The following is a 22,063-nucleotide window of genomic DNA, read 5'->3' as shown; positions in this document are numbered from 1 at the left end:
TAAACAGACCGCTAAAGTATGAACTATGACGGCTGAACTCAATGATGCGACGCTGGCCCAGAGACTCGCGCAGGGCACCGGGGAGATCCTCAAAGGCGTAAGAAACGTAGGTCTGCTCCGCGGCACCGAACTGGGCAAAGCGGGCGACGCGCTGGCACAGGACTGGATCGCCCGATCCCTGATCCAGCACCGCCCGAACGATGCGATGCTGTCCGAGGAAGCCGAGGACGACCTCACGCGCCTCGACAACGACCGCGTGTGGATCATCGACCCGCTCGACGGCACCCGGGAGTACGCCGGTGGTCGCCAGGACTGGGCCGTGCACATTGCGCTGGCGGAGAAGGGCAAGATCGTCCAGGCCGCCGTGGGCATGCCAGACCTGGGGCGCGTTTTCAGCAGCTCTGAGGTTCGCGCTGTAGAGGGCGCCCGCACGAACCGTCTAGTAATCAGCCAAAACACCACTCCCGCAATCGCAGAGTTCATCGCCGAGGATCTGGGCATGGAGCTGGTGACCATGGGATCCTGCGGCGCCAAAGCCGTCTCCGTGATCCTGGGCGATAACGATGCCTACGTGCACGCCGGTGGCCAGTACGAGTGGGATAACGCCGCTCCGGTGGGCATCGCCCAGGCCGCTGGCCTGCACACATCCCGCCTGGACGGCACCCCGCTGCGCTACAACTGCGAGTCCCCCTACCTGCCGGATCTGGTGATTTCCCGCCCCGACCGTGCCGACGAGATCTTGGCCTCCGCCGCAAAGTTCCACGACAAGCACGGCGCTTATTCGCTGTAGCCCTTCGAACCCTCGAGCCTTCAAGCCAAGGCTGTATGCTTCATGCTTCCTTTTTCCTTCTTGACGCCCCGCCCGGCCGCCCGCAAGCAGCGCGAGTTGGATGCGGACGTGCCCGCCACGCTGCAGGGGCGCTTCATGCTGGGCGGGCCGGTCAACGACCCGCGGAAGGAACTGTCCGAGGAGCACCCCTATCCCCTGGTATTCATTCACGGCACGACGGATAATTCCCTGCGCTGGCAGAAAGCCGCGACCTACTTTTCCGCCCGTGGCTATTCGGTATGGGCTTTGAACTACGGCAAGCCGGAGGCCGGTCGCCCGGTGATCCCCGGGGTATTTGCCGTGAATGACATTGACGAGTCCGCGGTGGAGATCGCCAGGACGATCGACCATATCCTGGCGGTGACGGGGGCCAGCAAGGTGGATCTGGTGGGGCATTCCCAGGGTGGGCTGCACATCAAGAAGTACATTGCGGAGCACGGCGGGCAGGATACGGTGCGCCGTGCGGTGGGGATCGCCGCGACGTATCACGGCACGACGATGACGGGCATGTCCTCCATCCTGCAGAACCTGGTGGATCGCAACCCGGACTTTGCAGACCTGGTGGCGGGCAAGGCCGCAGTGCAGCAGCTGAATAGTTCGGAACTGATCCGTCGGTTGAACGAGCTACCCGATACGCACCCGAACGTGATGTACACGAACATTTACACGTCGAAGGACCTGACCGCCACGCCGAATTCCACTTCGCAGCTGGAGCCGATCGGCGGAGCAGATGTTGCGGAGGCCGAGGTCGGTGCGGTCTGTGGTTTGTTGATACCCCCGGGCCATGCGTCGCTGCCGGAAAACGATCACGTCATTGGCCTGGTTGAGTGGGGTTTAACCCGTGAGCAGGGCGATTGCACACCAGTGCATAACGGGTGTAACGGTGGACAACGCTGGAAGTTGGGCTATCGTTTCTTCCATGAAAACTAAAAATCTCGCTGTAAGGCGGGCGCGCAGGCCCGTCATCGCTGGTGCTGCTGTGGCGCTGGCTGTCGCTCTTTCCCCTGTTTCTACTGTTTCTGCCGTCGCTGCCCCGGTTTCGGACGCCGCAGTTCCCGATGGTCTCACGGGCCCCTATGTGGCCACCTCCCCGGTGAACGACCCCCGGTGTGTGCCTTCGCCGGAGCACCCGAACCCGGTCGTTTTCATCCACGGCACGACGGATAACTCCACCCGTTGGCAGAAGGCCGCCGTAGCAATGTCCGAGCAAGGCTTCTGCACCTGGGCTTTCAACTACGGCAAACCTCGGGCTGGCCAGGTAGGGCTGCCGGGTAGCTATGCCGTGGCGGATATCGACGATTCCGCGAAGGAAATTGCCACCACCATCGACTACATCCTGCAAGTTACAGGCGCAAAGAAGGTCGACCTGGTTGGGCACTCCCAGGGTGGGCTGCACTTGAAGAAGTACATCGCGGAAAACGGCGGTGGAGACAAAGTCGGTCGCGTTGTCGGAGTCGCGGCGACCTATCACGGCACAACGTTGAATGGGTTGGCGGACTCGCTGCGCCCGATCATCGGCAGCGTCCCGAAGCTGGCCGAGGCCCTCGCAAGCAAGGCGGGAGTGCAGCAGCTGGTCGGCTCGGATATCGTCCAGCGGCTCAATGCCCTGCCGGATACCGATCGTCGGGTGCAGTACACCAACCTGTACTCTTCCGGGGACACCACGGCCACGCCGAACGAGACCTCAAAGTTGACGTCCGTCGATGGCGCGGATGTCGCGAATGTGGAGGTCGGCGCGACGTGCAAGCTCCCCATTCCGCCGAGCCACGCTGGCATGCCCCGCAGTAATCAGACCATTGGACTGATCTATTGGGGTCTGACCCGCAAGTCGGGCGACGACACCCCGAGCGCTGCTGACTGTTCCGTCCCGTCCAACCGGTCGGCGACTGGATCCCACAGTTCGCTGGGGTAGCTGAGTTAGCTGGGTTAGCTGGGCGACTGCCCCCGTACGTGCCACCGTTACCTGGCCGACGTAAACTGTGTGGGACTTTGCACCACGGTTAGAAAGGCAGGCGGCGCGTCAGTGGATACCCAGCAGCAGCCGAGTTCCATTCCCACCCCGTATGAGGATCTGCTACGGCAGATCCTCGAGACCGGCACTCCGAAAGGTGACCGCACGGGCACAGGCACTACCAGCCTGTTTGGCCGCCAGATCCGCTATGACCTGTCCGCGGGCTTCCCGCTGATCACCACGAAATCGGTCCACATAAAGTCCGTAGTGGGCGAGCTTTTGTGGTTCCTCCGGGGCGATTCCAACGTGCGCTGGCTGCAGGATAACGGCATTCGCATTTGGAACGAGTGGGCCGATGAAAACGGCGACTTGGGACCGGTCTACGGTGTGCAGTGGCGCAGCTGGCCAACCCCGAATGGCCAGCACATCGACCAGATCGCAGGCGCGCTGGAGATGCTGAAAAACAACCCGGATTCTCGCCGGAATATCGTCAGCGCCTGGAATGTCTCGGAGCTGGACAATATGGCTCTGCCCCCGTGCCACCTTTTGTTCCAGCTTTATGTGGCCGATGGCAAGCTCAGCTGCCAGCTATACCAGCGCAGCGCGGACATGTTCCTGGGCGTGCCGTTCAACATCGCCAGCTACTCTCTGTTGACCCACATGTTCGCCCAGCAGGCGGGCCTGGAAGTCGGCGAGTTCATCTGGACCGGTGGCGATTGCCACATCTACGACAATCACGTGGAGCAGGTTAAGCTGCAGCTTTCCCGTGAAGCCCGCCCGTACCCGCAGCTGAAGCTGAACAAGGCAGCGGACATGTTTTCCTATGACTTTTCCGACATCGAGTTCACCGGCTACGACCCGCATCCGGTGATCAAGGCAAAGGTGGCCGTGTAAATGAGTAAGAACGATAAGCCCCACCGCCCCACTGGCTACGAACCGGGCGACTACCCGGAGCTCACCGCCGCCGCGGTCAGCTACGCCCTGGAGGCAAAGGGTATCTCCCGCGACCAGGTGGAGATCGGCATGATCTGGGCGCAGACCACCGCCGGTGTGATCGGCGATGGTGCGGATATGCCCTGGTACCTGCCGGAGGACCTGAAGCACTTTAAGAACGCGACCACCGGCTACCCCGTGGTCATGGGGCGCACCTCCTGGGAGGCTCTCGACGATGGCTTCCGCCCGCTGCCGGGGCGCACGAACTATGTAATCACTCGGCAGGATGATTATGACGCCCCCGGTGGCCTCATCGAGCCTTCTATCCCCAGCGCGCTGGCCAATGCCGCGGAGCAGATCCTCAACGAGTTGAAGGACGGCACCAGCACCGACGGCGCCGACGGCACTGAAGACGAGCGCACCCCCACCGTATGGGTACTGGGTGGCGGACAGGTGTACGCCCAGTGCATGCCTGTTGCTGACCGGATCGTCATCACGGAGATCGACATGGAAGCCCCCGAGCGCTTCCAGGTGTACGCACCACTGGTTCCGGAAGAGGAATTTGAAGAGTCGGCGCAGGACTGGCAGGAATCGGAAAAGGGCCACCCGGTCGACCAAGAAGTCGATACCGAGCAGCCCTTGCGCTACCGCTTCTGCACTTGGACGCGACGCTAGTCCAGGGCATCAGTTCATTCTTCGCCTGCTTCGCGCGGCTTTTGCTCTTGGGCTTTTGCCGCGCTTTCGCGGATGCTCTTGACGATCGCCTCTGAATCAAGGGTGCCATCCGCTTTGAAGAATCCGACAGGCTTTGCCATCCCCGACGTCGCGGCACGGTACGGGGCACCTGGCACCGTGCTCATTGGGCTCGGCTTGGAAGCCGTCGGCGTCCTTATCCTCGTCCTGCTTATGGTCATCGCCGCGCCGCTGAACCTGTACGGCTTGAGCCTGGGGTTCGCCTCCGCGCAGCTAACCGGCACGATGCTGCGGGATATTCCCGTCTATGACTCCAGGCAAGCCTCCGCAACGCAAACGACCGTGTGCCTGGGGCAGTGGTGTAGGCCTTAAGCGTAGGCATAGCCAACGCCGCGCAGTGGTCACTCGTAGCCGCTACCGTATTCTTCGCTCTGAGCTTTGTCGGTGCACTTAGGGTGCTCCGTGCTGCGGGGGGAGAAGGGTGCCCCCGCAAACAACGCCAATCTCGGTGCCCGCGTTAATCGCGTCCCGAATTGATTTTCCACCCGCGTGCTGCTTTGCGTTGCTGCCAGAAGTGACGGTAGATACCGGGGACATCGGAAAGCTCAGAATGCGTGCCCAGCTGGCTGACTTGCCCGTGTTCATCCAAGACTACGATTTGATCAGCAGATTTGATTGTATCCAGCTTATGGGCGATGACAATGAAAGTAGATTGCTCCCGTAGCTCGTCCATCGCAGCAAGAATGTTTGCCTCATTTTCTGCATCGAGCGCGGAGGTAGCCTCATCAAAGAGTACAATCGGCGCTTGTTTGAGAAGCGCGCGAGCTACAGATACGCGCTGGCGTTCACCACCGGATAGAAGCCGCCCGCCTTCACCAACTGGAGTATGCCACCCTAGGCGGTTGGCAATAGAAGTCACGCCTGAAAGATCAGCTGCGCGGAAGACTTCCTCATCGGAGGCGTCGGGACGACCAACGCGGATATTAGCGATTAACGAGTCGTCGAAGAGGTAGACGTCCTGAAAGACCATGGACAGTCTGGACATTAACTGTTCGGTTCCAAGCTCGCGGATATCTACGCCGTCAACCATCACCGCCCCGGAATCTACATCCCAGAATCGCGAAATAAGGCGCGCAATTGTGGTCTTTCCGGAGCCAGAAGGACCGACAATGGCGGTAACGGTGCCTGATCGAGCATGGAAAGCGACATCTACCAATACTGGTTTATCGCCGTATCCAAACGTGACATTACGCAGCTCTACATTTCCCGAACCATCGCCTGGGCGCGGAGTAGTGGGTTCTGGCAGGGAAGGAGCATCGGTGATGAGCTCAGTTTCTGCGAGCGCGATACGGCCGGCATCTAAACCGACGAAAGAAGAACCCAGCTCCTCAAGCGTGCGGGTAAACCTCAAGCTGATTCCGATGATCGCAATTGTTTCTAGTGGCGATAGGGCGCCTTCAACGGCAAAATCCGCGGAGACCATAATGAGAGCCACGATGAAGATCTGCACTACTATGCCGTTGAGTAGCAAAGCTAATGTGGATACCCATAGCTCGCGTAATCGTGCTTTATGGTCGATTTCTAGCGCTTGCTCTAGTGGCGCAAAAACTTGTGATTGTCCTGCCGCGCGCAGGGCTGGTTGACGGTTAGCAAATTCTACGATGCGCTGGGAGAGCTCTTTACTCGGCCCCAGTGTGCGGTTCGATGCTTTCTCACGAATCCATGCAGCCAACTGCATCACCACGAGCGCCAATGGTGCGATGATAAGAAGGACCAAGCCCAGCTTCGGGTTCCAGAAACACGCTCCTACTAACAAGGTGACAAGTGCCGCGCTATCGCGGTATACCGTTCCTTGAATATGCGCAATGGTCTCGGCCGCCACCATAAAGCGATCTGAAACGAGGCGAGATAGGCCGCCAGTATTAGCCGGTACGAACCAGCCGAGCGGTAGCGTTGCTAATTTATCGCCCACAGTCGTGTGCGCGGTTCGGATGAAATCCAAGGCCGTGTGGTAAGAGGCCATGGTTGCGAAAAATCGTAGCGCAAAAGCTACGAGCGCAATTGCCAAAAGCGTCCACATCCATGGTGCGATCGTCGTATCCCCATCGAGTGCCTTTGTAAGTGGCACGAGCGTGAGAACGGCGAGGCCGTCAAGCACGCCCACGATAAGGGATAGACAAGCATACCTTTTATTGAGCTTATGGCCTACAGGACCTTGCAGCTTTTTGACACTGCGAGTGAGTAGCGGATCACGAAGACGCGAACTAGCAGGCGTAGTGGCATTAGACATGAGAATTATCCTTCATAGGCTTGAGGCAGATTATTTGGTCTGCGCCTTGGATGGACTCCGGCTTGTGGGCGATGACTAAGACGGTCTTGCCTCTGACGAGTGTGGCTAGAGCTGCTTGAATTTCTGCTTCACAGTCAGGATCAGTTGCCGCAGTAGCTTCATCCAGGATCAAGATTGGGGCATTGGTAACAATTGCCCGGGCAATAGAAATGCGTTGCTGTTGTCCACCGGATAAAGAGATGTCCTCACCAACAACGGTGTCGAGCCCAGCCGGTAAAGCGCGAATATCAGCAGCTATGTGCGCAGCCTCTGCAGCTTGCCAGATCTCTTCATCGCGGGCTTCTGGGCGTGCAAGGCGAATGTTTTCCCGAATACTCATACGCAGTAAGTGAGGATCTTGTAAGACGAAAGCCACAGTGCGGTACAAACTGTCGAAAGTGAGATCACGGATATCCACGTGGTTGATAGTGATTGTGCCCGAATCTGGATCCTGGAAACGCGCCAGCATCGTTGCTGCTGTGGATTTGCCAGCCCCAGAGGGGCCAATCAATGCCGTGACAGTGCCTGCTTTTAGTTGCGCAGAAAAGTCTTGGAGGACTGGTGTGTCTGGGGCGTAGCTAAAGCTGACCTTATGGAACTCCACCTCCATGTCTTGACTATTGGCATCGAGGCTCTTTTGGCCTTCTTTCACGTGGGAAATTGTCATGACTTCATCAAGGCGCAACGCCGCATTGCCAGCGAGCTGGTAAGACCACATCATTTGGCCGACGGTTTGAATCGTGCCCGGGAGCACCAGCGCAATTAACGTTGTTGCGATGACTTCAGCGACCGTTACATAGTCACCAGCTATCAGCAGGGAACCGACTCCTACATTGATAAGGATGAGGACAGGAACCGCCACCACAGACTCTGAGATTGCGCTAACACGCAGAAGAGGACGTACCCACTCGTAATAGAATTCCGCGAATTTTTGGGCAGCTTCGCGATATCGAGCGTGGGCTTTGCCAACGGTGCCGAAAGCCTTGATGACGGAAATACCTTCGGAGAACTCCACCGCAGTCGCAGAGACCTCACCCAGATAATTATCCATTTCCGCAGTTTTTGTGCCCATATCTTTCATTGAATACGCTTGGATTGCTAGGAAAATGGGCACAGTGGCAATAGAAAGAAGACCAAGGCGCCAATCCAAGATAAAGGCATAAACCAGAAGCGCGAGGGGCGTAAAGATCGCGGCGACCTTCTCTACAGGAGCGTGGGCTGTCAGGGTGTGCAGAGTTAACGTATCGTCCTCGACGGCTTTGCGAACTTTGCCGGAATTAGTCTGGCTAAACCACGAGAGTGGTGCTTTCGCAATAGCGGTAATAATTCGGCGCCGGTTAATCCCCACCAGCTTTGCATCAGCGAAGTGGGTGATCGCAAGGGCAAGGAAATAGAAGAATAGCTGGCCCAAAAAAGTAGCAAGTAGCCATTTCACAATGGACGCGACGTCATCAGTATTGCCGTCGATTAGAGCATTTCCCAGTGCCACCAACGCGACGTAGGGTGCTACGGCGAGTATCGAGGATATAAGCGCGAGAAACTGTGCGAAGTAGATGGTTGTTTGCACTGGGGCCAGTAGCTTTTTTAGAGCGACCTGGCCGGCTTTTAGTTTTGCGCGAGCCTCTTCTTCCGGTGACGCACCGTGTGATTCTGGTGCGTGGGTTCCGGTTGATTCTGTGGAACTCTGTCTTATTTCAGACATTTCTTTCTCAATTCTTGTTGATGTCAGTAATATCGATGATTCTGGTGACTGATTCTTGGATGAATTCGTGGTCATGGGTGATGACGATGACCACTGCTCCGCTTGCTGCAAGAGATCGAAGCAGCGCAGAGATGGATTGCAGTTGGCGCCAGCCCACGCCAGAGGTAGGTTCATCGAAGATGTAGACCTCTGCTTGCTCGGCTTGGGCTGAAGCTATGGCTAAGCGTTGCCGTTGCCCACCGGACAGAGACTGCGGATGCCGTTGGGCCATTCCTGCCAGATCGAGGCGATGGAGAATCTCATTGACATCGATGTGGTCCCGCTTCTTCTTTGCCAGTCCGAGCGTGACTTCTTCTTCGGTGGTGGCTGCGAATAATTGGCGGCCAACATCTTGCATCACCATGTACGCGGCACGTCTGCGGGCAGCCGCTCCTACTCGTTTGCTGTTCAAACGGAGATTACCGCCGCGTTTGGGAGAAGCAAGACCACAAATGATCCTGGCGAGGGTGGTTTTTCCAGCGCCGTTGGGCCCGATTAAGGCAGTGACTTCGCCGCTGGGGAAAAATGCGTGGTCAATGTTTAGCACCTCATGCGTGCCATAAGAAAAACAGATGTTGCTTAACTCGAGTCCGCTCCGCTGGGGATCGGCGTTTTCGAGCGTGGGTGGTACCGGCACGCTCGCGGGCAGGGGAACGTGGTGTAAGCTGCGTAGTCCCAATTGTTTGCGTTCGGGTTCGTCTAAGCCATAAAACTCCTGAGCGTGGAAACTCCGCGTTATTTTTCCCTGAGTCAAGTAAATGACTTGGTCAGCGATATCTTTTAAGAAAAAGAGGCGGTGATCAGCGATAATGATCGTTGTGCCTAATTCCTTCAAGCGGTGTAGCACGCGTGCAAGAATATCGATGCTTTCCATGGAGAGATTGGACGTGGGTTCATCGAGAAGCACGAGACTGCCCGGGGACACAAGCGCGCATGCGCATGCCACGGTTTGTAGCTGTCCACCAGATAATTCTTTGAATCGCCGGCCCCGAAGATCGTTAATGCCTAGTAGCTCGACCGCTGATTGAATCCTCGACTCAATTTCTGTGGGATCCACACCAAGGTTTTCTAGCCCGAAGGCCAATTCTGCATTGACGCTTTCAGTGAAAAATTGTGTCCTTGGATTTTGGAATACTGAGGCGCTGAACTCGATGGCTCGGAACAGCGGTTCTTCCGCAGGGTTAAAAGCCTGGTCATCCTTTATAATAGTGATGGCGCCTAGTAGCTCTCCTGGATTGAAATGGGGGATGAGTCCGTTGATCAACTTGAGTACCGTGGACTTTCCCGATCCGGAATCACCGGTAATCAGTAGACACTGTCCTGGAGAGACAGAAAAAGACACATCAGATACACCTTGAATGCCTGGCCGAGCGCCCAATGGATATGTAAAAGAAGCGTTGTGGGCGTTTACACTGGTTGCGATACTGCGTTCGTTCATAAGTGGACCTCCGTGGGAAGCCAGACAGAGGCAACAATGAGGCCCAACCCAGCTAGTGCAGTTGCATCGACAAGCTTGAAGGAAAGATCGGCGGTGGTGGTTGGGCGTGTGGGGCCTCCCAATCCGCGGACAAGAGCAGAGGCAGCGAGCTCATCACCAGCGCGGACGACGGCGCCTAATAGGGGGATGATCAGCATCGCGGACGATTGTGTGGGCTGTGTGATCCAGCTTTTTACTCCAGGCTGGAGACCCCGAAGGACCATGGCGTCGCGGATCGCTTTGGCTTCTGCCACGATTATCGGCAAAACGCGCAGGAAAACCGCCGGTGGAATGGTGGCCCAGCCTGGTAAACGCAGGTCCCGCAGTGCTGAGGTCAACGTGGATGGTGTGAGAGTGAGCAAGCCGAATGCGCCGATGGACATGCTGATGACAAAACGGCTTAGCCACGAAAAAATTGCCGCTGAAAAAGCGAAAAATGTGGAGCCAGGAAGCTGTAATAGGCCCCAATACCCTAGATAGGATAATGCAAAAGCGAACAGGCAAATAAGACCATAGTGTGGCTTTACTGTAGCTAGTGCGATGGAGCTGAAGGCGATAGAAATCAGCAGTGTCGGTAGGTGGCCGTGGCTGAGAGCTACCGCATTGATTACTAGAACAGAAAGCAGCACGGTCCGTGGATCGATCGAAGATCGACGAAGCACGCCCTGTTTTTGCAGGCTCACAGGAGACCAGCGCTTTCAAAGTGTTTGCGGCCGACGCGAACTCCGACCTTTCCTCCGATAAAGCCGACGATGAGCGCACAAATGGCCAGTACTCCAATGGTCCATGGCTGGAAGATATCCGACATAGCATCGGCGTATTCTTGACCCATTTGGTCTGCGATATCGACGTAGTATGAGTCCGTATCCAGAATTAGCGGGATAAAAGGCAAAGAAATCCAGACACAGAAGATGCCGTAGGCAATAGGGAAGGACTTGGCAATACTGAGGTGGCTTTTTGTAATAATCAAATCTGCGATAAACCCAAGAATTATGCTTCCCAGCAAGGTCCAGAAGTAGTGTCCGGTGAGCATGAATGCTAATCCGTTAATACCACCGACGAGGGTGAAAGCACCCATTTTGGACGTGCGGACGGCATAAAGCGCTAGCACGATTCCGTTTGCGATTGCCGCGATAAACCATCCAATAAACATGAATTGTGGTCCTGCGAATCCAATCATTCCGCTTATAAAGGTGATTACAAAGTAAAGTGCAGCAAAGATGCCAGCGTTGATGAGATCTCTGGTGTTTAAACGTGCCGTCGACCCACTGGATGAGCTTGTACTCCGTGCGGGCGTAGAGGACTGTTGGGTCATCGTAAACCTCGATTCATGAACAGCAGGAAAGGCAAGGCTTACCTAATACAGATAATACTCTTTATAAACTACTTCTAGTTTTGATCTGAAGATTCACCCTTAATGGGGGTGAATGCAGGTAAGCGGACATCAAACCAGAGCACGACTACCGACTACGCACCGACAAAGTAGGCACCAACGGCAAGACAACCCTGCGATGGGGCAGTAAACTACGCCGCCTCTACATCGGCCGCCGATGGGGCGGGGGAACCAATCACCATGGTGTCTGCATCGACAACCACGTCGACATCAAAATAACCGCCACCGGAGCACAAATCGCTGCCTACACACTTACCGAAGAAAAGATCTACTACAACAAGAAAGACAACGAACTCAACCCCAGTCGGGGCAACCAAAAACAAAAATCTCGAGACACCGACCGGAACGATGTCTCGAGACTTCCAGCGTGCCCCAGAGAGGAATCGAACCTCCGACACCGGCTTTAGGAGAGCCGTGCTCTATCCACTGAGCTACTAGGGCAATCGCACGATCCAACGACTACCAGCAATTATCTGCCGACTGCCGACCGTGCGAAGTACATCTTACAAGCCCACCTGCACTCCCCGTTAACCAGACCTCAAGCCTGCTGGGAAGTAGGGGGCGTCCGTACCAAAGAAACACCGCACCGCACCCGCAGCGAGGCTACGATTCATAAGCATGGGCGAAGCAGTATCTAAAGATACCTACACACCGAAACAACGCACCCGCTTCCGCGAGCGCCTCAACGCCGAGCTGGAGGTCTTCGACAAGCACCTGCAGGACGCAGAGTTCATCAACCAGGGCACCATCGGCCTGGAACTCGAGATGAACCTCGTCGGCGACGACATGCAGCCCAAACGCTGCAACGAAGGCGTGCTGGAAAAGCTGGAGGAAACCCACCCGGGCGAATACCAATCCGAGATCGGCTCCTACAACGTAGAGATGAACCATCCCCCGCTGGCCATCACCGGCCGCGGGCTCGAGCAACTGCAGGAAGGCCTCGACGAGCGCCTGCGTGCGGTGCAGAAGGCCGCCAAGCAGCTCGGCTCCCACGCCGTGATGATCGGCACGCTCCCCACCCTGACCACCGACTTCCTCAGCGACCCCGCCTGGATCACCAACGAAAACCGCTACAAGGCACTGAACAACGCCATCCTGGAATCCCGCGGCGAGCTCGTCCGCATCGAACTCGAAGGTGCGCTCCCCGGCCGCGTCCTCGGCACCGTCGACACCTACCGCCACGACTTCGAGGACATCGCCCCGGAATCGGCCTGCACCTCCATGCAGCTGCACCTACAGGTCGCGCCGAACCTCTTCGCCAACGCTTGGAACGCATCTCAGGCCATCGCGGGTGTGCAGGCAGCACTCAGTGCCAACTCCCCGCTGTTCGTCGGCCACAAGCTGTGGCACGAATCGCGCATCCCCGTCTTCCAGCAAGCCATCGACACGCGCACCGCGGAGCTCGTCAACCAGGGCGTGCGCCCACGCGTGTGGTTCGGCGAACGGTGGATCACCAGCGTATTCGACCTGTTTGAAGAGAACGGCCGCTACTTCTCCCCTCTCCTGCCCGAGGATCGCATGGAGGCAGGCACACCCATCATGTCCGGCGACAGCCCGGGCCTGCACTACATGAACCTGCACAACGGCACGATCTGGCGCTGGAACCGCCCAATCTACGACCCGAACCTGGAGCGCTCTCACATCCGCGTGGAGAACCGCCTGCTGCCCGCCGGGCCGACCACCGCCGATATCGTCGCGGACGCTGCCTTCTACTACGGGCTGGTCAAGTTCTTGGGCACGCAGAATCGACCCGTGTGGTCACGCCTTTCTTTTGAGGACGCCCACAGTAACTTCCTCGCCGGCGCCCGCGAAGGGCTGCGCGCCAGCATGCGCTGGCCGCGTGTGGGGACTGTTCCGGTCCGCCAGCTGATTACCGAGCATCTGCTCGAACAGGCCCGCGAGGGACTGGAGCTGCTGGACGTGGATTCCGAACTGATCGAGACCTACCTGGGAATCATCGAAGGCCGCGCCCGCAGCGGACAGAATGGCGCGACGTGGCAGCTGGATACCGTCAACCGGCTAGCTCCGAACAGCGAGCCGGAATCCGCCGAGCGAACCGAGGCGCTGGCCACTATGATGCAGCGCTACATCGCCCACCAGACCAGCGGCCAGCCGGTGCACACCTGGTCTGTGGAAGGGCGCGACTAGCGGAGCCGGGGTCTAGCGCCCCCTGAACTGCGGAGCGCGTTTCTCAGCGCGCGCCCGGCGCGCCTCCTGCACGTCCTCGCTGGCCCATACGTCCACCATCATCTGCTGCAGCTCCGCATCCGCGTGCATGTCGGGGCTGTTAAACACGCGCTTCGAATGCTCCATGGACAGCGGAGCCTGGCGCGCCACCCGATGTGCAAAGGCGGTGGCGTTGGGGGTGGCGTCATCAAGAACAACAGAAAAACCCGTCGCCCTTGCCTGGTCGGCGCTTACCCGGGCGCCTGCCAAGAACACGTTGCGGGCCAGCGCGCCGCCCATCAGCTCGCGGGCGCGGGCGTGGGTCCACAGATCCAGGGCGAAGCCGTGCTCGGCGACAGGCACCCAGCAGGCGCCCTTGTCGGCAAAAACGCGCAGGTCACAGGCCAGGGCAATCTGACAGCCCGCACCGACCGCCGGGCCGTGGATGTCGGCGATGACGGGCACCGGGGTGGTCTGGATGGCCGAGAGCATGTCCTCCATGGCGGACCAGAAATCATCGGCGTACACGCCACCGGAAAGGTCGGCACCGGCGCAGAAGACGGGTCCTTCGCCGCGGATCAGAATGGCGCGCACCCCAGCTGCAGTGTGGGTGCGGACGGCCTCGGCCACGGCGGTGGCGATGGCGGCGTTAAGGGCGTTGCGCTTCTCCGGGCGGTTCAGCGTGATCACGCCGACCTGTGGGGCGGTGGCCTCAGCCGCTTCGCCTTCGGCTGACCCGGTGGCCTCGATATGGGTGATGACGTGCCCTGCGCTCATGGCTAGCAATGTACCGCAGGGGCGGCGCCGTGCGCTGGTGTTTCGCCGGAACTGGCCTGCTGGCTGACTAGTCCTCCAGTCCAGCGTGGAAGGTGTGTGGATCGCCGCCGATGCGGCCGTCCTCCACGTCCAGAGCCTCAATGGCGGCGACCTCGTCGGCGGACAGCTCAAAGCCGAAGACGTCGAAGTTCTGGCGCACGCGCTCGACCTTGGAGGAACGCGGGATCACCACATCACCGCGCTGGATATGCCAGCGGATAATGGCCTGTGCCACGCTTACGCCGTGTTCGGCGGCGATCTTCGCTATGGTCGGGTCGGTTAGGTTCTGCCCCTGCCCCAGCGGCGACCATGCCTGGGTAACGATCCCGCGGTTACGGTTATCCGCGCGCTGCTCGGCCTGACTAAAGCCTGGGTGAACCTCGATCTGGTTCACCGCCGGGATGTGGCCTGCCTGCTTCAGCGCATCCAGTGCCTCGGGGTAGAAGTTGCACACGCCGATGCTGGTAGCACCGCCGGACTGCTGGATCTCCGCCATCGTGTCGTAGGCCTGCACGAACTTATCGGCCTTCGGGCACGGCCAGTGCAGCAGGTACAGGTCTACGTAGTCCATGCCCAGTTTTTGCTGGGACTCCGCGAAGGCCTCCTTGCCGCGGGCCTGGTCGGCGTTCCACAGCTTGGTCGTGATGAACAGCTCCTCGCGCTGCACGTCGCCGGCCTTCACAGCGTCAGCCACGGCGCGCCCCACGGCCTCTTCATTGCCGTAAATCGCGGCGGTATCAATGTGGCGGTAGCCGGTCTCAATGGCCGCCCGCACCGAGGTGTAGGTGTCCTCGTCGCTGAGCTGCCACACGCCCAGGCCTAGCTGCGGGATGGTCTTGCCGTCGTTCATTTCAAGGGTCGGTACTGCGTTGATATTTTCGCTCATGCTTTCCGTTGTACGCCCCTTGCCGGTTTCTCGCGACAGTGCGGGTAGCTACGGCCAGTCATGATGCTTTGGCTTATGAGACAATACGAAAAGTCCTTCTTTCGTTAAGAACAGATTCAAGGAATAAATGGAATCCCTCTATATCAATAACCTCAATAAGAGTTATGGGGACCATCAGGTCCTCCACGACATGACGCTCCACGTTCAGCCAGGCGAAATGTATGGCTTCGTCGGTTCGAATGGCGCAGGCAAGTCCACCACCATGCGCATCGCACTGGGCGTGCTCGCGGCGGACAGCGGCGAAGTGCTCATGGGCGAAAAGCCGATCGACGACGACTTGCGCCGCCGCATCGGCTACATGCCGGAAGAACGCGGGCTGTACGCGAAGGAGAAGATCGGCGACCAGCTGCGCTTCTTCGCCCGACTACACGGCCTGAACGACACAGCCGCTAAGCAGAACGCGGAAAGCCTGCTGGAACAGCTCGGCCTGGCCGAGCGCGCAGACGACAAGCTGGAGGAGCTGTCGCTGGGTAACCAGCAGCGCGTCCAGCTGGCGGCCTCGCTGATCCACGACCCCGAGCTGCTCATCCTGGACGAGCCTTTCTCCGGCCTCGACCCCGTGGCCGTGAACGTCATGAGCGATCTGCTGGTCGAGCGCTGCAAGGCGGGCGTGCCGGTGCTGTTCAGCTCCCACCAGCTGGATTTGGTGCAGCGCCTGTGCGACCGCGTGGGCATCATTTCAAAGGGGCGCATGAAGGCCGAGGGCACCGTTGACGAGCTGCGCACCCGCGGTCCCCTGGTCTACGAGGTACGCACCCCGGCTCGCGACTGGTACCCACTGGGCACGAGCCTGGTCGAGGACTTCGGCGATGGCGTGCTGCTAGAGGCCGAGTCCACCGACCAGGATCAGCAAATCCTGCAGGCCGCGCTGGCCGTCGGCCCGGTCCACTCGTTCTCCCGCCGCATCCCGCACCTTGCAGAGCTCTTCCAGGAGGTCGTCGAATCATGAGTTACTCTTCCCCCAACACCATCGCCACCGTCGCCAAGCGCGAAATTCAGGTGGCCTCCCGCAGCAAGGCGATCATGTTCTCCCTGATTGTCGTCATCGCCGTCATGCTCATCGGCGTGTTCGCTGGCGCATGGTTCGCCAAGAAGGACGACGGCAACGAAACCCCGAAGCTCGGCCTTGTAGGGATTGAAAAGGAGTTTGTGGACGCCCCCTCCGCCTCCGCTAACGGCACCCCAAAGGGGTCGGACAGTTCCAGTGGCGTAGAGGCCGAAACTGTGGATTCTCGCGACGCAGCGTCCTCCAAGGTGACCGACGGCGACCTGTCAGCAGCGCTGGTGAAGACGGATTCCGGCTACGAGCTGCTCACCGAGGGAGAACCCGACCCGGCGATCCTCAGCGCCGTTAGTGCCGCCATTAATGCGCACGCGCAGTCTGAGGCGCTGCACAAGGTAGGCGTATCCCCCGAGGAGTTCGCCAAGGCCACCCCCTCCACGCAGTTGGAGACGGTGGATCTGAAGGAAGAGGACTCGATGGAGGCCAACGGGCCGCAGATTGTCACCGCCCTGGTGGGCGTGATGCTGATGGCTTACTTCATCATCCTCTTCGCCGCTAACGTCGGCGGGCGCATCACTGAGGAGAAGTCCTCGCGCGTAGTGGAGATCATCCTGGCCTCCGCCCGCCCAATGGATTTCCTCGCCGGCAAGATCATCGGCAACACGATCTTCGGCTTCCTCGGCACCGCGGTGCTGCTGATCATCGGCGCGGTCGCTGTGTCGCTCTCCGGTCTACTGGGAGATGTGGACTTCGACTACACAGTGGTGGCTCTGATGCTGCTGGCTTTCTGCATCGGCATGCTGTTCTTCGGCAGCCTCTATGCCGCAGCGGGTTCCATGGTCTCTCGTACGGAGGATCTGCAATCCACTCAGGCTCCGATCCTGCTGTTCATCATGGGTATGACCTACGCTCCACTGTTCGGCATCAGCAACATGGACTCCACGCTCATGCAGGTGCTGGGGTGGGTTCCGCCGTTCAGTCTGACGGTCGCACCAATGAACATGGCCGCGGGCACGATGGGGTTGCCACAGGTGCTGCTGAGCTTCCTGATTGCCGCGATCACGACGGTTCTGGTGATTCTGCTGGTAGCCCGCGTCTACCGCAACTCCATCCTGAACAATGGCAAGAAGATGAGATGGGCGAAGGCGCTGAAGGGCGCCTAGTCGCCCAAATAAGTTCACGGCGATAAGGCGCCCTAGTTAAAGGCGACGGGGCGCCTTAGTTCACGCTGATCAGATCAATGATGTAAACCAGCGTGCGTCCAGATAGGTCTTGCCCCAGCTCGGCCGGACCATAAGCCTTCTCCGGGGGAATGATCAGCTTGCGGCGGCCACCGGCGCGCATGCCCGGGATGCCTTCCTGCCACCCTTCGATCAGGCCGGAAAAAGGAAACTCGATGGACCCGCCGCGATCCCACGAGGAGTCGAACTCCTCGCCAGTCTCGAAGTCCACTCCCACGTAGTGCACCTCAACCATGCCACCCGGCACGGCCTCCGCGCCGTCGCCGACCACCAAATCCTCAATCACCAGGTCCTGCGGGGCTCCCCCAGTCGGGATGTCGATCTGCGGTTTGCTCATGGGAAGTCTCCTTCGAAAACTGATAGCTTCTCGAGGCTCCACCCTAGCAAAACGCGAAAAGCCCCCTTGGGGCATGCGCTTCGCGCAGCCACACCGAGGGGGCGTCACCACACAGGGTTTAGAGCTTACGAGCACCCTGGCCAGTGTAGATCTGACGCGGACGGTTGATCTTCGCGGTCGGGTCGTTGACTTGCTCCAGGTAGTGTGCGATCCAGCCCGGCAGGCGACCCATGGCGAACAGGACGGTGAAGAAGTCCGTCGGGAAGCCCATGGCGCGGTAGATCAGGCCGGTGTAGAAGTCAACGTTCGGGTAGAGCTTGCGGGAGATGAAGTAATCATCAGCCAGCGCGATCTCTTCCAGCTTCATAGCCAGATCCAGCAGGTGGTCGCCACCTAGGTGGTTCAGGATCTCGTGTGCGGACTCCTTGACGATGGCCGCGCGCGGATCGTAGTTCTTGTACACGCGGTGGCCGAAGCCCATCAGCTTCACACCCGGCTCCTTGTTCTTCACGCGGTTCATGAAGTCGGTAGCGTCGCCGCCGTTAGCGTGGATCTCCTCCAGCATCTCCAGAACAGCCTGGTTAGCGCCGCCGTGCAGCGGGCCGGACAGGGCGTTGATGCCCGCAGCGATGGAGACGAACATGTTGGCCTGGGAAGAACCAACCATGCGGACGGTGGAGGTGGAGCAGTTCTGCTCGTGGTCAGCGTGCAGGATCAGCAGCTTGTCCAGAGCCTTGGTGACCACCGGATCGTCCTCGAAAGGCTCGGTCGGGTAACCGAACATCTGGCGCAGGAAGTTCTGGCGCGCGTTCATGGAGTTATCCGGGTACATGTACGGCTTACCCTTGGAGGCGCGGTAAGCGTACGCAGCCAGCATCGGTACCTTCGCCATCAGGCGGTAGGTGTTCAGCTTCTGGTGCTCCGGATCCAGCGGGTTCAGGGAGTCCTGGTAGTAGGTGGACAGAATATTCAGGGAGGAAGCCAGAACGCTCATCGGGTGAGCATCACGCGGGAACACGCGGAACTGCGCCTTGAAGTCCTCGTCCAGCAGGGTGTGCTTGCGGATGTTGCTGTTGAACTCCTCCGCCTGCTCCTCGTTCGGCAGCTCGCCGTTGATCAGCAGGTAGGAAACCTCGTTAAAAGTTGCGTTGTTAGCCAGGTCGGCGATGTCGTAACCGCGATAACGCAGGATGCCGTTAGCACCGTCGATGTAGGTGATGGCGGACTTGGTGGAACCGGTGTTCACGTAGCCGGGATCCAGGGTGGTCAAGCCGGTCTCTGCCAGCATCTTGCCCAGTGCCACACCGTCGTTGCCTTCGGTGGCGCGGACAATGTCCATTTCGTACTCTCCACCTGGGTAGTGGAGAACGGCCTTGTCCTGATTATCAGTAGCCATTGACATCCCTTTCTGAAATGTTCACGTGCCTGCCCGCAGCGATTCTTAGCGGTTACTTTGGTAAAAGTCGCGCCGACGCCGTTGGAGCGGAACACAGATTCACGGTTTCACTTGTAAATTGTAGCCGCTTTGGAGCTTCCCCGTATGGCGTTACTAGCACAGTAAAGCCCGCGGGGGGATACAGCACACTCTAACGCCTGTGTGATGCAGGTGACAGAATAACTGCCGCCACCGGGGGTAACTCTCCCCACCATTCAGTGCGGTTTCCGCAGCGGTTCTTATATTTTTGGCACTTTCTGGACATCACTCCATTCCGACCGTCTACCCTAAGAAATCAGATACTAACCAAAGGCAACTGAAGGTAACTGAGGTAAAGATGAACGCACCTGCCAACGACCAGAACACTCTGCCCACCATCCCCGCGGAGTTCATCCCCGCCGACGGCCGCTTCGGCTGTGGCCCGTCCAAGGTGCGCCCCGCGCAACTGCAGGCAATCCAGGACAACGCCGCCATCATGGGCACCTCCCACCGCCAAGCTGGCGTGAAGGACGTCGTCGGTTCTGTGCGCGAAGGCCTCTCCGAGCTGTTCAGCCTGCCGGAGGGTTACGAGATCGTGCTCTCCCTGGGTGGCGCTACTGCGTTCTGGGATGCCGCTTCCTTCGGCCTGATCCGCAACAAGTCCGCGCACCTTACCTACGGCGAGTTCTCCTCTAAGTTCGCCAGCGTTTCCAAGAAGGCCCCGTGGCTGGACGAGCCGCAGGTCGTCGCCGGCGACCCGGGCACCGCCCCGGCACCGAGCCAGTTGGATGGCACCGATGCTGACCTGATCGGCTGGGCGCACAACGAGACCTCCACCGGCGCAATGGTTCCGGTTACCCGCCCCAAGGCCGCTTCGGACGACACTCTCGTCGCCATCGACGCAACCTCCGGCGCCGGCGGACTGCCCGTCGACATGAACGAAGCTGACGTGTACTACTTCAGCCCGCAGAAGTGCTTCGCTTCCGATGGTGGCCTGTGGCTGGCTGCTTTCTCCCCCGCTGCCCTGGAGCGTGTCGAGGAGATCGCCGCGTCCGATCGCTACATCCCGGCCTTCTTGGATCTGAAGACCGCCGTGGATAACTCCCGCAAGAACCAGACCTACAACACCCCGGCCGTCGGCACCCTGCTGATGCTGGATGACCAGGTGAAGTGGATGAACGCCAACGGTGGTCTGGACGGCATGGTCGCCCGCACCAGCGAGTCCTCCCAGGCTCTGTACAGCTGGGCTGATTCCCGCGCGGAGGCCACCCCGTTCGTCGAGGATGCGGATTCCCGCTCCCTCGTCGTCGGCACCATCGATTTCGACGACAACATCGATGCCGCTAAGGTCGCCAAGATCCTGCGCGCCAACGGCATTCTGGATACGGAGCCTTACCGCAAGCTGGGCCGTAACCAGCTGCGTATCGGCATGTTCCCGGCCATCGACCCGGAGGACATCAAGAAGCTGACCGGCGCCATCGACTTCATCCTCGACGGCGGCCACGCAGCAAAGTAATTCCGCTTTTGGCTATGGTTGGAGGGTGATGTTAATAACACGGCCGTCATTCGCCGTAGCTTTTTAGCGCATCACCCGCCACGTCACCCGTCAGGAGGCCAAGTTGCAAGAGCTGAAATTTGTCGTCGCCGATAGCGATGCCTCGTCGCTCGTGCTGCGCGCCGTGGATCCCGCCGTCGGTGGCCCTATCGCAGAGTACTTCCTGCCCGTCACGGACGAGCTTCGCTCTTTTCTTAGTGACGCCCCCACGGTCGGAAACAACGAAGTGAACACGGCCGATGCGTCTGCCTCGGCGGGCGAGGAGGATTCTTCCCCCACTGCTAACTCCACCGACGTTGACAGCGCCGACGCTGACAGCAGCACTGCTGGCAGCACTTCCTCCGACAGCGCCACCACTAGCGACGCCGACACTGCCGGCTCCAATGCCGGCGATGAGGCCGCGGAGGGCACGGATGGCGAGGTGGCGTCGCTATTCCAGGGGCGCGACAAGGACCGCCCGAATGCGCGGCCACACCGCACGAAGATCGCGATGTCTCCCCGGATGATCCAGGATCGTATCCGCCAGGGTGCGACCGTTGCCGAGCTGGCCGACGAGGCCGACACGGACGAGGCGCGCATCGAGCCCTATGCCTGGCCGATCCTGCAGGAGCGTGCCCGCATTGCAGAGTTGGCTCACGCGGCACTTCCGGTGAATGCCGACGGCGTATCGAATCAGCCGCTGTGGGAGGTTCTGGCAACCGCACTGGCTGCCCACGGCGAGTCGCTATCGGACGCCGAATGGGATGCCTACCAGAACGCCACTAAGCAGTGGATCGTCACTGTGGCCTGGGAAAAGGACTCGGCGGGACGGACGGCAACCCACACCGCAGAGTTCATCGTGGAGCTGCGCGGATCGGATAAGCCACTGGCGCACCCACACAACAGCATCGCGGGCGACCTGGTGAACCCGCGCTATGGGCAACCGGTGCGCAGCGTTTCGCCGGTCACCCCACTACTCCACCCCACCCAGGGCCCGGGCGCGCAGGGTTGGCGGGATGCCCCTATGGATCCGGAGAACGCAGCGCCGGAGGGTGCACCTTCCCCGGAGGAGAACACCCCCGTTGCAGGCGCTTCCCCTGCGGATCAGGGGGATCGTGCGGATAATGAATTCCTAATGCACCCGGACGCAAAGTCGGCCAAGCCGAAGCGCAAGCGCAAGGCCGTCACCCCGCATTGGGAGGACGTGCTCCTCGGGGTGCGCACCAACCCCAAGAAGAAGAATTAGGCGTTAGAAGGAGC

The 22,063-nt window shown here is 59.5% G+C and carries 20 protein-coding genes, 1 tRNA gene and 1 pseudogene; 12 read left to right on the top strand and 10 right to left on the bottom strand.

The window, feature by feature from the left end; translation table 11 throughout:
- The first annotated feature begins 25 nt into the window (after positions 1-25).
- The 6 genes from CRD15_RS02265 to CRD15_RS02240 all read left to right on the top strand — a co-directional run bounded on the left by CRD15_RS02265 (position 26) and on the right by CRD15_RS02240 (position 4,778).
- Positions 26-790 (top strand): 3'(2'),5'-bisphosphate nucleotidase CysQ, encoded by a 765-nt coding sequence (locus CRD15_RS02265; protein ID WP_034969634.1) that lies wholly within the window; start codon positions 26-28, stop codon positions 788-790.
- Positions 791-832: 42 nt separating this feature from the next.
- Positions 833-1,759 carry an alpha/beta fold hydrolase gene (locus tag CRD15_RS02260; protein WP_187401801.1) on the top strand — a complete coding sequence of 309 codons (927 nt, stop codon included), beginning with the start codon at positions 833-835 and terminating at the stop codon, positions 1,757-1,759.
- Positions 1,749-2,741, top strand: a complete 993-nt coding sequence (locus CRD15_RS02255; RefSeq protein WP_035008655.1) for a triacylglycerol lipase — start codon at positions 1,749-1,751, stop codon at positions 2,739-2,741. The genes CRD15_RS02260 and CRD15_RS02255 overlap by 11 nt, the downstream gene beginning before the upstream one ends.
- A gap of 111 nt (positions 2,742-2,852) precedes the next feature.
- The gene (locus CRD15_RS02250; protein WP_034969641.1) at positions 2,853-3,674 is read left to right on the top strand and encodes a thymidylate synthase; all 822 of its coding nucleotides are present in this window, start codon (positions 2,853-2,855) and stop codon (positions 3,672-3,674) included.
- On the top strand, positions 3,675-4,388 hold the full coding sequence (locus CRD15_RS02245) for a dihydrofolate reductase (protein ID WP_035008839.1): 714 nt from the start codon (positions 3,675-3,677) through the stop codon (positions 4,386-4,388).
- A 114-nt stretch (positions 4,389-4,502) separates the two neighbouring features.
- The gene (locus CRD15_RS02240; RefSeq protein WP_187401800.1) at positions 4,503-4,778 is read left to right on the top strand and encodes a hypothetical protein; all 276 of its coding nucleotides are present in this window, start codon (positions 4,503-4,505) and stop codon (positions 4,776-4,778) included.
- 145 nt (positions 4,779-4,923) lie between these two features.
- Here CRD15_RS02240 and CRD15_RS02235 read toward each other — a convergent pair whose 3' ends face one another.
- From CRD15_RS02235 to CRD15_RS02215, 5 genes are read right to left on the bottom strand one after another with little or no spacing between them, the layout of a single operon-like run.
- Entirely contained in the window at positions 4,924-6,696 is a 1,773-nt protein-coding gene (locus CRD15_RS02235; protein WP_034969647.1) for an ABC transporter ATP-binding protein, read from the bottom strand.
- Complete coding sequence (locus tag CRD15_RS02230; protein WP_034978192.1) at positions 6,689-8,437, bottom strand: ABC transporter ATP-binding protein; 1,749 nt, start codon at positions 8,435-8,437, stop codon at positions 6,689-6,691. Before CRD15_RS02230 ends, CRD15_RS02235 begins: the two co-directional genes overlap by 8 nt.
- A 7-nt stretch (positions 8,438-8,444) precedes the next feature.
- Positions 8,445-9,914 (bottom strand): ABC transporter ATP-binding protein, encoded by a 1,470-nt coding sequence (locus CRD15_RS02225; RefSeq protein WP_034973095.1) that lies wholly within the window; start codon positions 9,912-9,914, stop codon positions 8,445-8,447.
- On the bottom strand, positions 9,911-10,636 hold the full coding sequence (locus tag CRD15_RS02220) for an energy-coupling factor transporter transmembrane protein EcfT (protein ID WP_034969655.1): 726 nt from the start codon (positions 10,634-10,636) through the stop codon (positions 9,911-9,913). The genes CRD15_RS02225 and CRD15_RS02220 overlap by 4 nt, the downstream gene beginning before the upstream one ends.
- Positions 10,633-11,268 (bottom strand): MptD family putative ECF transporter S component, encoded by a 636-nt coding sequence (locus tag CRD15_RS02215; RefSeq protein ID WP_034973097.1) that lies wholly within the window; start codon positions 11,266-11,268, stop codon positions 10,633-10,635. Before CRD15_RS02215 ends, CRD15_RS02220 begins: the two co-directional genes overlap by 4 nt.
- A gap of 140 nt (positions 11,269-11,408) precedes the next feature.
- Here CRD15_RS02215 and CRD15_RS10090 point away from each other — a divergent pair.
- A pseudogene (locus CRD15_RS10090) lies at positions 11,409-11,684 on the top strand (IS481 family transposase); the annotation flags it as partial.
- Between the two features lie 30 nt (positions 11,685-11,714).
- Here CRD15_RS10090 and CRD15_RS02205 read toward each other — a convergent pair.
- A tRNA-Arg gene (locus CRD15_RS02205) sits at positions 11,715-11,787 on the bottom strand.
- 177 nt (positions 11,788-11,964) lie between these two features.
- Between CRD15_RS02205 and CRD15_RS02200 the strand changes: the two genes are divergently transcribed.
- Complete coding sequence (locus tag CRD15_RS02200; protein ID WP_187401799.1) at positions 11,965-13,494, top strand: glutamate--cysteine ligase; 1,530 nt, start codon at positions 11,965-11,967, stop codon at positions 13,492-13,494.
- Positions 13,495-13,506: 12 nt separating this feature from the next.
- Here CRD15_RS02200 and CRD15_RS02195 read toward each other — a convergent pair whose 3' ends face one another.
- Positions 13,507-14,289, bottom strand: a complete 783-nt coding sequence (locus tag CRD15_RS02195) for an enoyl-CoA hydratase (protein ID WP_187401798.1) — start codon at positions 14,287-14,289, stop codon at positions 13,507-13,509.
- A 67-nt stretch (positions 14,290-14,356) separates the two neighbouring features.
- Positions 14,357-15,214: an aldo/keto reductase gene (locus CRD15_RS02190; RefSeq protein WP_187401797.1), complete on the bottom strand. Its 858-nt coding sequence runs from the start codon at positions 15,212-15,214 to the stop codon at positions 14,357-14,359.
- Between the two features lie 127 nt (positions 15,215-15,341).
- Between CRD15_RS02190 and CRD15_RS02185 the strand changes: the two genes are divergently transcribed.
- Together CRD15_RS02185 and CRD15_RS02180 are read left to right on the top strand one after the other, a co-directional pair.
- The gene (locus CRD15_RS02185) at positions 15,342-16,223 is read left to right on the top strand and encodes an ABC transporter ATP-binding protein (protein WP_187401796.1); all 882 of its coding nucleotides are present in this window, start codon (positions 15,342-15,344) and stop codon (positions 16,221-16,223) included.
- Positions 16,220-17,440: an ABC transporter permease gene (locus tag CRD15_RS02180; RefSeq protein ID WP_187401795.1), complete on the top strand. Its 1,221-nt coding sequence runs from the start codon at positions 16,220-16,222 to the stop codon at positions 17,438-17,440. The genes CRD15_RS02185 and CRD15_RS02180 overlap by 4 nt, the downstream gene beginning before the upstream one ends.
- Positions 17,441-17,495: 55 nt before the next feature.
- On the opposite strand, the gene CRD15_RS02175 is transcribed toward CRD15_RS02180, so the two are convergent.
- Together CRD15_RS02175 and CRD15_RS02170 are read right to left on the bottom strand one after the other, a co-directional pair.
- Positions 17,496-17,855: an FKBP-type peptidyl-prolyl cis-trans isomerase gene (locus CRD15_RS02175; protein ID WP_034969675.1), complete on the bottom strand. Its 360-nt coding sequence runs from the start codon at positions 17,853-17,855 to the stop codon at positions 17,496-17,498.
- Positions 17,856-17,973: 118 nt separating this feature from the next.
- Positions 17,974-19,251 (bottom strand): citrate synthase, encoded by a 1,278-nt coding sequence (locus CRD15_RS02170; RefSeq protein ID WP_034969678.1) that lies wholly within the window; start codon positions 19,249-19,251, stop codon positions 17,974-17,976.
- Between the two features lie 376 nt (positions 19,252-19,627).
- Between CRD15_RS02170 and serC the strand changes: the two genes are divergently transcribed.
- Positions 19,628-20,785 (top strand): phosphoserine transaminase, encoded by a 1,158-nt coding sequence (gene serC / locus CRD15_RS02165; protein WP_187401794.1) that lies wholly within the window; start codon positions 19,628-19,630, stop codon positions 20,783-20,785.
- A gap of 103 nt (positions 20,786-20,888) precedes the next feature.
- Complete coding sequence (gene sepH / locus CRD15_RS02160; protein WP_187401793.1) at positions 20,889-22,049, top strand: septation protein SepH; 1,161 nt, start codon at positions 20,889-20,891, stop codon at positions 22,047-22,049.
- Positions 22,050-22,063 lie beyond the last annotated feature (14 nt).

Origin of the sequence: Corynebacterium sp. LK28, from assembly GCF_014335105.1 — a bacterium.
In the GTDB taxonomy this organism is placed as follows: Bacteria; Actinomycetota; Actinomycetes; order Mycobacteriales; family Mycobacteriaceae; genus Corynebacterium; species Corynebacterium macclintockiae.
This window is presented reverse-complemented; position numbering and strand designations above follow the sequence as displayed.

Excerpts from the sequence above, each read along its gene's own strand:
- CRD15_RS02190 (WP_187401797.1), bottom strand. The coding sequence starts at position 15,214 with ATGAGCGAAAATATCAACGCAGTACCGACCCTTGAAATGAACGACGGC.
- CRD15_RS02230 (WP_034978192.1), bottom strand. The coding sequence starts at position 8,437 with ATGTCTGAAATAAGACAGAGTTCCACAGAATCAACCGGAACCCACGCA.
- CRD15_RS02260 (WP_187401801.1), top strand. The coding sequence starts at position 833 with ATGCTTCCTTTTTCCTTCTTGACGCCCCGCCCGGCCGCCCGCAAGCAG.
- serC (WP_187401794.1), top strand. The coding sequence starts at position 19,628 with ATGAACGCACCTGCCAACGACCAGAACACTCTGCCCACCATCCCCGCG.
- CRD15_RS02265 (WP_034969634.1), top strand. The coding sequence starts at position 26 with ATGACGGCTGAACTCAATGATGCGACGCTGGCCCAGAGACTCGCGCAG.
- CRD15_RS02255 (WP_035008655.1), top strand. The coding sequence starts at position 1,749 with ATGAAAACTAAAAATCTCGCTGTAAGGCGGGCGCGCAGGCCCGTCATC.
- CRD15_RS02215 (WP_034973097.1), bottom strand. The coding sequence starts at position 11,268 with ATGACCCAACAGTCCTCTACGCCCGCACGGAGTACAAGCTCATCCAGT.
- CRD15_RS02245 (WP_035008839.1), top strand. The coding sequence starts at position 3,675 with ATGAGTAAGAACGATAAGCCCCACCGCCCCACTGGCTACGAACCGGGC.
- CRD15_RS02235 (WP_034969647.1), bottom strand. The coding sequence starts at position 6,696 with ATGTCTAATGCCACTACGCCTGCTAGTTCGCGTCTTCGTGATCCGCTA.
- CRD15_RS02170 (WP_034969678.1), bottom strand. The coding sequence starts at position 19,251 with ATGGCTACTGATAATCAGGACAAGGCCGTTCTCCACTACCCAGGTGGA.
- CRD15_RS02185 (WP_187401796.1), top strand. The coding sequence starts at position 15,342 with ATGGAATCCCTCTATATCAATAACCTCAATAAGAGTTATGGGGACCAT.
- CRD15_RS02195 (WP_187401798.1), bottom strand. The coding sequence starts at position 14,289 with ATGAGCGCAGGGCACGTCATCACCCATATCGAGGCCACCGGGTCAGCC.
- CRD15_RS02200 (WP_187401799.1), top strand. The coding sequence starts at position 11,965 with ATGGGCGAAGCAGTATCTAAAGATACCTACACACCGAAACAACGCACC.
- CRD15_RS02175 (WP_034969675.1), bottom strand. The coding sequence starts at position 17,855 with ATGAGCAAACCGCAGATCGACATCCCGACTGGGGGAGCCCCGCAGGAC.
- CRD15_RS02180 (WP_187401795.1), top strand. The coding sequence starts at position 16,220 with ATGAGTTACTCTTCCCCCAACACCATCGCCACCGTCGCCAAGCGCGAA.
- CRD15_RS02225 (WP_034973095.1), bottom strand. The coding sequence starts at position 9,914 with ATGAACGAACGCAGTATCGCAACCAGTGTAAACGCCCACAACGCTTCT.